Origin of the sequence: Sulfuricurvum sp. (assembly GCF_036279695.1) — a bacterium.
GTDB lineage: Bacteria > Campylobacterota > Campylobacteria > Campylobacterales > Sulfurimonadaceae > Sulfuricurvum.
Genome location: NZ_DASUIQ010000064.1, coordinates 1 through 10734, shown reverse-complemented (window position 1 = coordinate 10734; position 10734 = coordinate 1). Strand labels below are relative to the sequence as shown.

The 10734-nt window shown below is 43.7% G+C and carries 10 protein-coding genes; 1 reads left to right on the top strand and 9 read right to left on the bottom strand.

All coding sequences use genetic code 11. The features are described 5' to 3' along the window. The 5 genes from VFW36_RS06170 to VFW36_RS06150 form a co-directional block, all read right to left on the bottom strand. Positions 1–672, bottom strand: a 672-nt coding sequence (locus VFW36_RS06170) for a hypothetical protein (RefSeq protein WP_329657937.1), incomplete at its 3' end; no start/stop codon positions are given. A gap of 96 nt (positions 673–768) precedes the next feature. After that, complete coding sequence (locus VFW36_RS06165; protein WP_329657936.1) at positions 769–1359, bottom strand: response regulator transcription factor; 591 nt, start codon at positions 1357–1359, stop codon at positions 769–771. Then, positions 1360–2697 (bottom strand): HlyD family type I secretion periplasmic adaptor subunit, encoded by a 1338-nt coding sequence (locus VFW36_RS06160; RefSeq protein WP_329657935.1) that lies wholly within the window; start codon positions 2695–2697, stop codon positions 1360–1362. Further along, a complete protein-coding gene (locus tag VFW36_RS06155) occupies positions 2694–4874 on the bottom strand; it encodes a type I secretion system permease/ATPase (RefSeq protein WP_329657934.1) in 2181 nt (726 codons plus the stop codon). Before VFW36_RS06155 ends, VFW36_RS06160 begins: the two co-directional genes overlap by 4 nt. Before the next feature lie 31 nt (positions 4875–4905). Next, entirely contained in the window at positions 4906–6321 is a 1416-nt protein-coding gene (locus VFW36_RS06150; protein WP_329657933.1) for a TolC family outer membrane protein, read from the bottom strand. A gap of 302 nt (positions 6322–6623) precedes the next feature. Between VFW36_RS06150 and VFW36_RS06145 the strand changes: the two genes are divergently transcribed. Then, entirely contained in the window at positions 6624–7304 is a 681-nt protein-coding gene (locus VFW36_RS06145) for an OmpA family protein (RefSeq protein WP_329657932.1), read from the top strand. Positions 7305–7336: 32 nt separating this feature from the next. Here the strand turns inward: VFW36_RS06145 and VFW36_RS06140 are convergent, their stop codons facing one another. The 4 genes from VFW36_RS06140 to VFW36_RS06125 form a co-directional block, all read right to left on the bottom strand. After that, entirely contained in the window at positions 7337–7834 is a 498-nt protein-coding gene (locus tag VFW36_RS06140) for an HIT domain-containing protein (RefSeq protein WP_329657931.1), read from the bottom strand. Next, on the bottom strand, positions 7834–9273 hold the full coding sequence (locus VFW36_RS06135) for a UDP-N-acetylmuramoyl-tripeptide--D-alanyl-D-alanine ligase (protein ID WP_329657930.1): 1440 nt from the start codon (positions 9271–9273) through the stop codon (positions 7834–7836). The genes VFW36_RS06140 and VFW36_RS06135 overlap by 1 nt, the downstream gene beginning before the upstream one ends. A 9-nt stretch (positions 9274–9282) precedes the next feature. Next, a complete protein-coding gene (locus VFW36_RS06130) occupies positions 9283–10017 on the bottom strand; it encodes an alpha/beta hydrolase (RefSeq protein WP_329657929.1) in 735 nt (244 codons plus the stop codon). A 2-nt stretch (positions 10018–10019) separates the two neighbouring features. Then, positions 10020–10734: D-alanine--D-alanine ligase (locus tag VFW36_RS06125; protein ID WP_329657928.1), on the bottom strand; the 715-nt coding region annotated here is incomplete at its 5' end.

Here is a 10734-nt window from a genome sequence, read left to right as displayed (position 1 = left end):
GGTAACGGTATCGCCTACTTTTGCATCGCCCCCTACGGTTCCGGTGACAGGAACGTTAGCGCTTGCTCCCTCGGTCGCGTTGATGACGTTGTCGGTGGTGACGTTATTGACGGTGATCGTTGCCGTATTCGTAGAAATTGTTTCAGCGGTATTTTCTATAATTATAGGTCGGAATACCGTCGTATCGGCAGTAACTTGGGGAGTGTTAGCTCCCACCGAGTTCAATAATGTGCTCACGTCTCCAACTAATCCCGTACGATCTGAAAAAATATCGCTTCCCGGACGTTCTTGATCGGTTAATGCATTACCGGCAGCTGTTTCATCGCCGGCTTCTGTTGTATCTTTTCCATTCAGCAATTCAGCACTGTTTAGTGCCAAAGCATTTTTAACTGATTCTACTGATACAATTGCATCATCACTGCTAAACACCCCTTTGAGGAGTGATGTATCAAAATTCAAAGCTTGGTTTCCGGCAATAAGTAAATCTCCTATGCCGTCCAATGTCACATCAACAATAATTTTCGCATTTTGAGGATTATTAGGGGCACCGTAAACTAGTTCACCTTCATGAACTGCTTCTCCGACTTTTAACTGATGGACATGACCTTTTGCATCTTTTACAAAAAAAGTACCTTGCTCCAACGATTTGACGTATCCGATTACTCGTGCCATGTATAATCCCCTAAATTTAGAAAATGTTATATTCTCTAATTCTAGCTCAGAAGAAAAAAGAAGTCTATTGTACTTAGGTACTAATTGGAGAAAAAACTAACTATGAAGGAGTAAAGAGAGGGCAAGACGATCTTTAAGTGAGAGTTTTTGATAGATAGCACTTGCATGTGCTTTCACCGTGCGAACCGTAATATCTAATGCATCCGAAATCTCTTGATGCGTTGCTCCATCACCGAGCATAAGTGCCACTTCACGTTCCCGATGACTCAAAACATCAAGCACCGCCAATGATTTATCGTGTGTGCTCTTTTGGGTACGGATCTGAGAGATCATCATCGTAATAAAATCGGGATGAAGCCATACTTTACCCTCTTCTAACGCTTGATAGGCTGAGTGTAAATGGGACTCATGCATCATTGCATTGCCATATCCCATAGCTCCAAGGTGCAAAAAATGTTGCGCATCGTCAAAATCAGGGACACTGGAGAGAACCATGACTCGACGTAAAAAGAGAATCTTAGTCTCAAGATCACTTAAGCGTTTGAGGCTTACATCATAAGCGAATACAATCGAATTTGACTCAATAAAAGATGAAAAATTTTCCAAAATTGTTGGATTGACAGCTGTAAAACAATTGAGCCAGCGATCTCGGATTTGATCCTCATCACAAAGAATATAAAGTCTCATTTAACGCTCCGTAAACGTATATTGTTTGGCTTTTAGGATCGGTTTTAAAATATATTCCAAAACGGTTTTTTTACCCGTAATAACATCCACATTTACCATCATCCCGGGAATAATTTTCAAAGGTTTATCTTTGGTTCCGAGATATTTTTTATCGGTTTGCACTTTAACAACATAATAGACATTATCATTTTTGTCACTCACCGTATCAGGGCTGATCGTTACCACTTTTCCGTGCAATGAGCCGTATATCGAAAAATCGTATGCCGTGATTTTAACAATCGCGTCTTGCCCCGGATAGATAAAAGCAATATCCGCAGGTTTTACTTTGGCTTCAGCTAACAATCCCCCCTCAGTCGGGACGATCTCGATCAAATTATCCCCCGGCTTGATAACCCCTCCGACCGTATTGACGTAGAGTTTTTGAACGATCCCGTTGATAGGAGATTTAATAACCGTACGGGTTACCTGATCGGCCAATGCTGAACTCTCAGCGCCGATGCGACTATGCTCAGTTTCCGCCTCGTTGAGTTCCATTTGTGCTTTCATTGTAAATTCAGAGCGCGCTTCACGAATTTTGCTATTTGTTTCATTAATCGCGGAATTCAGTCGCGGAATGGAAGAGACCAAAGCATTGTACTTTTCCGTGACATCACTGAGTTCACGTTGTAGCTTTAAAAACTCAACGCGCGGTTTAATCCCCTGTGCCACCAGCGGTTCAGAGATAGCAACTTCTTCTTTGATCAGTGCCAATGCCCGTTTTTGTTCTCCGATACGCCCTTGCGCTTCGAGTTTTTCGTTTTGTTTCTGAGCAAGCTGATCAGTTAATCCCGAAATTTGAGAACGCAGTCGATCTTGATTCGAGTTATAAACGCTTCTCTCTTGCATGATTTGCATCGGAATTTTTGCCAAGTCATCCGCGGTAGGGGCGAAAGGCGTTCCTGAAGCTTCTGCACGTAAGCGAACAACCTTAGCCCGTAACTCTGCCGATTTAAATTGCGAACTCTCATAGGTCGAAGAAGATTTAAGATTATCGACACGCAACAACGTATCGTCAGCATTTACCTTTTGCCCCTCTTTGACCATAATGGCACTGAGTATCCCCCCCTCAAGATGCTGTATCATCTGGTTTTCACCGCCGGGAATAACCTTTCCCTCACCTCGAACAATCTCATCAATCGGAGCAAGCGCCGCCCACAAGAACACAATAAATACTGTTACAATCCAAAACAACAGAATGGATCGAAGCCGTGTAGGGGTATCTTCGAGCACTGCAGCGGAGAGGCTACGCATAAACTGATAATCGTTGGCATCAAATGAGAACCGTTTTTTCTTTCTCATTGTGCACCTCCTGCAAGTTGAGCAATAACTTGATCCTTTGGACCGTCCAGATAGATAGAGCCCTCATTCATCACGATGATACGGTCAACCAACGGCAAAATAGTATTTTTTTGAGTAATCAATATCGCCGTTTTGTCTTCAAGATAGGTTTTGAGATTTGCAATCAGACGATTTTCACTCAACTGATCCATCGCATTCGTCGGCTCATCCATAATAATAATCGGTGATTCAAATAGGAGCGCCCGTGCAATCCCGATACTCTGCCGTTGCCCGCCGGAGAGACCCATTCCTCTCTCTCCTATCGGCATTTCATACCCTTTAGGGTGTTTTCGGATAAATTCATCGGCACCCGAAATAACAGAAGCACGAAGCATCTGTTCATCACTCGCTCGCGTTGAACGATACGCTATGTTATCTTTTACGGACCCTTTGAATAAAGTAATATCTTGTGAAACATACGAAATATTTTTTCGTAAATCGGCCGGATCGATCTGTTTTATATCGATGCCGTCGAGCAAAATAGAGCCCTCGGTCGGTTCATACAAATTAAGCAAAAGTTTGGAAATGGTACTTTTCCCCGATCCGATCCGACCGATAATGGCAACTTTTTCACCCGCTTTAATGGTTAATGAGACATTTTTCAACACACTGTGATCCGACTCATCATAAGCGAAACTGACATTTTTTAACTCAATTTCCCCTTTGAATTCAGGACGCGTGATAAATTTTTTCCCGTGTGGACGCTCGGTAGGCTGTGAAATAATCCCCTCGATTCCGTCATATGCGGCCTTGGCATCGGAGTAATTGGCAATCAATGCAGCCGCTTGCCCCATCGGTGCGACGGTACGTCCTGCAATCGTGATAATAGCGATCAATCCACCCATCGTGAGTTCATGTTCACCGATCATATAGACCCCGAAAATCACTAACAAGACGGTTGTCAACTGGGTTAAAAAACCCGTCACCGTTGAAATCGAGTTAGAGATAAGGCGTGATTTTAAACTTTTTTGGGCAATTTCACCGGTCGCTTCTTCCCATGCCCATTGCACTTGACCTGTTGCACCAAGCGTTTTAAGGGTTTCAATATTTTGGAGTGCTTCGATCAAAATGGAGCTTTTCGCCGCAGACGATTTATGCGTCTCTTCGATACTCTCTCTGAGCGGATTTCGCATAAAAATAGCGTATCCCAAGATGAGAAGCATCATAACAATAGGGACAACTACCATCCATCCGCCGATGTATCCGATCACGAGTAAAAAAAGCAAAGCAAACGGGAAATCGACCAATGCCGTCATCGTCGCATTGGTTAAAAAAGAGCGAATTGAATCAAAATCTTTTAAATTACTGGCAAACGATCCGACCGATTTTGGGTGAGACGCCATTTTTAGATCGAGTACTTTTTCAAATATCATTGATGACATAATAATGTCACTTTTTTTACCGGCACTCTCCAAGAGTATGGCACGGGTAAATTTCAAAAAGGTATCTAACACATAGACGACCAAAACACCGATAGCAAATACCCATAACGTCTCCGTCGCATTGTTCGGAATGACACGGTCATATACACTCATCGTAAACAAAGGGCTAGCTAGTACGAAAAGGTTCACCAGCACCGTCGCATAGATAACATCACGATAAATGTTTTTGGAGAGTTTCAGCGTGTCCCAAAACCAATGCTTATGCTTGACATTCAGGGTTAACGAATCACTTTCATTGTAAACAAACGGTTTTTTGATTAAGAACGCAAATCCGACATACTCCTTATCCAGCATCTCACAAGGGACGGTCTCTTCGATAGCCTCTTCCGCCGGAAGGATGATTTTACAGGTTTTTCGATCCTCAGAAATAGAATCAAGGATGCACGCATTCGAATTTTCTAACAATAAGATCATAGGAAGCTGTAAAGGGGAAATATCGGAGAGTTTTCGATGGACAAGTGTACTTTTTAGACCGGCTCGACTCGCGGCTCGCGAAAAAAGCCCTTTGGATGATTTGAGACTGTAGAGACGAAGTGCTCCACCCCACGGTGCCGTCGGCAACCCTGCCATCAATGCTTCAGCAGTATAGGGCTTATGATAAAGTTGTGTAAAAAGAACCAAACATTGTAATAACGGATCAACTCCAAACGCCGCCCCCTCCGGATCGGCAACTCGTCCTTCAAATTCCTCATTCATGCATCGTAACCTTAATCTTAATCTTTGCTAGTTATTTATCTCTTTTGTATTTGCCGTCTTGACGATCGGCAAAAATAAGGTTATCGACCTCTTCATCATTCTTCAACCCATTATCTTCTACGTTCAAGCCTACTTTTTCCGTTGCTCGAATAGCATTGGATCCAAGAACATGTTGTACCATAGAACCCATGGCATCTAAAATACGGTAATGGGCGAATAGAAGATCGTTTTCAGCTCGGACGATCTGAGATTGTGCGGCAACATTATCATTTTGTGCCACTAGCAGATCCAAAAGGGTACGACGACCCAAATCATACTCTTTTTGATAGAGTTCGAGTGTCTTGGCACTGGTTGTTTCATAACGTTTTAGATGAACTAATTGTTCCGAAATATACCGTTTTGCATTCCACGATAACTCACCCTGTTCATCCAGTTTGCGGAGCGTTTCTCGCTTATTTTCATTCTCTTGATAAATTTTGCTCAAATTTTTCTGAATTTGCGACTCATCCGCTCCACCGCGATAGAGGTTATAAGACAATGTTAAACCGAATTTCGTTCGATCATCATTCCCTTCCATACCCCCGATGTTATTAGCCCAACTTTGACGCGCAAATGCATCGATTTTAGGATAATAGTTTTTATAGGATGCTTCTTTTTGCGCTTTTGCCGCTTTGACGTTGTATTCGCTCACCAAAACCGATGGGTTATGGGTACGTGCATACGCTTTCATCTCTTCGAGAGTTGAGGGGATCCCCCCCTCAAAACTAGCATCTTGAAGTTCTGAAGCTTCTACATGACGTCCTAATACTCTCTCAAGATTAAAAAGGGAATCATCCAAATTATTTTGTGCGACGACATAATTCGATTTCGCTAACGAGAGGGAAGTATCGGCTTTTTCCGCTTCCGATCGTGTCGTCATCCCCGCAGCATAAAGTTTACTGACTTTATCAAAGATCTCTTCATTAAATTGTACATTTGCTTTTGCGATACAGAGTAAATCACGATTTTTTAGTGCTGTAATATATACATTGACAAAATTATAGGCGGTATCATTCGCGTTTTCAATATAGTGGTTTGATGCGGCTAAAATACGGGCTTTTTGATAATCGGCTTCATACACGGTACCAAACCCGTTAAAAAGGTTCTGAGTCAATTGTAACGAATGCTCATACGAAGTCAAAGAACGACTCGCAAAACTGGTACTCGGTGATTTGGTTTTTTCACGCGCAACCGTGCCCGTATAGTCTAACGTCGGAAGATACTGCGCTTCTGTCGTTCTCAAGTCTTCGAGTGTAGCACGATAATTATGCAATCGCTCCAATACGACCGGATGGGTGGAGAGAACTTCATCGACCCCCTCATTCAGTGTAAGCGCACTTAAAGCTGAAGCGGTACACAACGACAACGTAACGGCTACTTTTAGAAACGAAACTTTACGATCAAACATATAGATAATTCCTTTTTACGGGTATTGATTAAGTGAAAATATTATGTCACATGAAATTATACGTTTCAATTGTGGTTGAAATGTATTTACCGTTTGTACATACTATTCGTATATAGAGTGGTAATAATTATACCCTAGAAAAAGTCATATATCGGTCATAAATTCATACTAATTTTTAACCAAATCATACAACATCAATGTGGATGTTATTTTTTCCCACTTTTGGCATACATTTGTGTGTTACAATAATGATACTAAAAAAGTAACGTATAAAGGAAGAATTTCACGCCATGAAAATCTCAATGTCTCATTTACCGTCTTCGATTGCTTTCACGGCCTTATTGAGTGGATTAGCACTTCATGTTCAAGCCGCAGAACAGAGCGTCTCCTATTTTAACGGGGAAGAGAATCGAACGATGTCGGTGACCTCTGCCTCATTTACTCCGACCCATCCCGAATGCTGTACGCCAAAAGCCCCTAAAGGACCATTCATCGTTCCGGAACCGAAAGTGGTAACACCTCCCCCAGCTCCGGCACCTGAACCTGTTATTCAAAAAGAGGGTGATAGCGATGGGGATAAAGTCCTCGACTCCAAAGATGAATGCCCAAATACCCCTAAAGGGTATAAAGTGGATACCAAAGGGTGCCCTCGAAGTGTAACGCTTCATCTCAATTTTGCAAGCGGTTCAAGCATTCTTCCCGAATCAGCCGATAAAGATATCACTGCACTCACCGAGTTTATGAACGAAAATACGGCCGCAATCATTACGATTATCGGACATACCGACAGCACCGGTAAAAAAGCAAAAAATCAGGTATTATCAGAGGATCGAGCTAAAGCGTTAGGGGCACGATTGGTTCACAACGGTATCGCGCCTGAACGGATCAAAACTTCCGGTAAAGGGCTTAGCGAACCGATCGCATCCAACAAAAAACCTGCCGGACGTGCACAAAATCGCCGCATCGAAATTCAAATCCGCTAACACGTGGATCATTTGATCTCCCCTAGCGGGAATCAAACGTTAAAATACGCGTCTGCCGTTTCTTTCAATCTACGATATATTTTCTCAAAATCGGTCGAGTAGACCCGATTTTCCCCTATCGAAGTGATAAAATTGGTGTCCCGATCCCATCTAGGGACTAAATGCAGATGTATGTGTTCCGCAATCCCTGCTCCACCCGCTTTTCCCAAATTCATCCCGATATTGACTCCGTGCGCACCAAAACTCTCTTTGAGCATTTTCACACCCCTTTGTGCCAAGGCGCTCATATGGAGCCATACCTTCGGATCAAGCGCTTCAAGAGCATCGGTATGGTGGTGAGGAATAATCATAAAATGCCCCGGAGTATAGGGGTAGCGGTTCATCACGATAAAACAGTGCTCATCGCGATAAAGGACATAGAGATTCTCATCATCACTCTCATGGGTGCTGATGTGACAAAACACACACCCCTCAATCTTCTCTCCCGTTACGTACTCATCCCGCCACGGGGCGTATAAAATATTTTCCATTAGATAAAATTCGGTGCGTCATTAGCGAACAATATGATGTCACCTGCTTTTGTGACTTCACCCAACGTTTTAACCATCTGTGACTTATCACTCAACATGATTTTTTGAGGAACATTTAGCTCTTTGTCAAACTGCGCCGCATTAAGCTGCCCTGTGATGATAGCGATGTCAAAAACACCGTTAATCGCACGGATCAGCTCGCTGTTAAGCTCTTGCGTACTTTCCACCAATCCAGGGGTGACGATCACCTTTCGACCGCTGTGGAGAGAACAAAGACGTACCCCCTCCAACATTCCGTCGATATTTCCGTTATAACCGTCATCAAGGATAATTTTGCCCCCTGCATCGATCCGCTCCAAACGATGTTCGACACTTTTTAGTTTCTCGACCGCATTTACGATCTCATCAGCGCTCATCCCCATCTCGGATGCGATCAAAATTGCCGCATTGATATTGATGGTTTGGAACCCGCCGAGGACATTGGTATGAAAATGTCTCTCTTCTCCGTTGACACTGAGATCAAAATCGATCCCCTCCAACGTTGCCGCGAGATTATGTACATCATCTCCGAAAAAGGTCACCTTTTCATGCGGTTCATCCGTTACAGACGTATGGATGAATGCCCGTTTGAGGCGATTGGAGTGGATAATTTCGAGCTTGGTACGCTGGATACGCTCCAATGTTTTGAAATATTCCAAATGTTGCGGCCCTACTTTACCGACCACCACGATCTGCGGATGAAGCAGTTGCGCAATAGCGTAAATATCTCCCACTTCACGCGCCCCCGCTTCACAGATATAGACTTGTGTATTGGTAGGGAGCGATTCGTTGACGTCACGGATGATTCCGCCGAGGGTATTGACACTTCGAGGCGTTGCATAGACATTGTATTTTTGGCTCAATACTTGGGCAATAAAATTTTTCATCGAGGTTTTACCGTAGCTTCCGGTAACACAGATAATCGTTAGATCACTCATCGAAGCTACTTTTCGAGAGGCTTCACGCTTATACGCCAAAAATAAGAATTTCTCGGTCCCCCATGAGAGGAGATAGGTCAAAACGAGTGGGAAAATAACACTGAAACTCTCCGACCATCCTTTGAATGCGATAAGGAGGTTCAATAATACACTTACGAAGCCCAAAAGGATCAAAAAGCGCTTTACTCGCCATGTCAACACCACTTTTTTATCGAGACGAACATGCCATAGATACAAAAGCGGTAGATAAAGCGCAACCACAAAGAGGCTGTAACGTGCCAGAGCATAATAGAGGATAAACGGTGCAATAAAATAAGCGACATGCCACCATGTTTTATGGTGACGCAACACTACCCGCTCAATCCGATAATCGTACCACTGGAGATTGGTAATCAGATACCACCCTAGTGCCATTACAAAAATGATATTAGCGATAAACGGGGTTATTTGTGTCAATTCCATACTCTTTCCTTAATGCTCCAAACTTTTTAATACGGTTTTCTCAATCTCTTTAGCCACGGTAGCTCCCTGCTCTAAAAAGAAGTAGTGATCGCCGTCAAACTCAACGACTCGTGATTCACTGATAAGTTCCGCGATTTTATGCGCCGTCCACAGCGGTGTTGCCGTATCCTGAGCTCCGAAACACAACAACGCTTTCCCTTTGAAAGCTCGAAATTTTTCACTGAAATCTTCGTTGACTACGCTTTTGAACGTCTCATACATCGGTTGAGAGAGCCCCTGCGCATCGGGAGCCACAAAAAAACGGCGAAGCTGTGTAAGACCGGTTAGTTTAAGCACTTTAAAGAGGGCTATTTTTGCCCGAATCTTGAACGGTTTAGGAACCAAAATTCCTGCGGAGGCGACCAAAACGAGGACATCCGGTTGCAACAGTGTCGCTACCTTTCCTCCAAATGAGTGTCCGACAATAACGGTTTTATCCGCTTCGATCATGGAGAGAAACGACTCCAAAATCGTCGCATAATCTTCCGTCGTAAGCGCCATGTTACACGTGCTATTTCCAAACCCCGGCATATCGATATAGATATGGCGAAATTGTTTGAGGTGCGTACCGAATGCATGTTTCATCAGATTTTTATGAGATCCCCACCCGTGGAGGAAAATTAGATCAATATGAGCAGTGGGATTGATGATTTCATAACTGATCGAAAACGTATGTTGTTGGTACTGGAGAGACTTAACTGCCACGCTTATTTCCCTTTAGCTTGGGAGATGGAGTGGATATAGTCATAATTGACCCGAATCGCTTTTTTCTCGGGCAATGACGCGAGCAGTTTTTGGATAGAGCCGCTAAAATCTTCGAAAAGATAATTCGCCATCGATCCTGGGATCGGGTTGACTTCATTGAGGTAAACTTCGCCGTCAATCTCGAAGAAATCACAGCGGATCAGCGCCCCCTCAAACAACGGCAGATAGATTTTCGCAAACGATTCTCGCAACTGTGCGACCAACGTCTCACTCACCGCAGCGGCTTCGACACTTCCTGAACGGGAAAAATCGAGATACTTTTTCTCAAAATCCAAAAACTCCGCTTTTTGAGGCTCTTCGACGATCGAGTAGGTAATCTCGCCGCGTGCACTGAACCCTGCGAGGTTGTACTCTTTGACTCCATTAATAAACGGCTCGATCAACAGCACATTGTCAAATTCAAAGGCTACGTCCAGCGCGTAATCGAGTTCGCTCGGCTCACGGACGATACTCACCCCGATAGAGCTTCCCAAACGGGCGGGTTTGACGATAAAAGGGTACGCCGTAGTAACGATGCGCTTATCTTCTTTATGCAAAATCTCATACGGAAGCGTTTTAACCCCGAGTGACGCGGCAAGCCATTTGGTATAGTGTTTATCAAAACTGAGCATCGATGCCTCTTTGCGAGGACCGATGAACGGGATATGGAAAAAGTCC

Coding starts and splice junctions, on each gene's coding strand:
- VFW36_RS06145 (WP_329657932.1), top strand. CDS start 6,624: ATGTCTCATTTACCGTCTTCGATTGCTTTCACGGCCTTATTGAGTGGA.
- VFW36_RS06165 (WP_329657936.1), bottom strand. CDS start 1,359: ATGAGACTTTATATTCTTTGTGATGAGGATCAAATCCGAGATCGCTGG.
- VFW36_RS06135 (WP_329657930.1), bottom strand. CDS start 9,273: ATGGAATTGACACAAATAACCCCGTTTATCGCTAATATCATTTTTGTA.
- VFW36_RS06160 (WP_329657935.1), bottom strand. CDS start 2,697: ATGAGAAAGAAAAAACGGTTCTCATTTGATGCCAACGATTATCAGTTT.
- VFW36_RS06150 (WP_329657933.1), bottom strand. CDS start 6,321: ATGTTTGATCGTAAAGTTTCGTTTCTAAAAGTAGCCGTTACGTTGTCG.
- VFW36_RS06155 (WP_329657934.1), bottom strand. CDS start 4,874: ATGAATGAGGAATTTGAAGGACGAGTTGCCGATCCGGAGGGGGCGGCG.
- VFW36_RS06140 (WP_329657931.1), bottom strand. CDS start 7,834: ATGGAAAATATTTTATACGCCCCGTGGCGGGATGAGTACGTAACGGGA.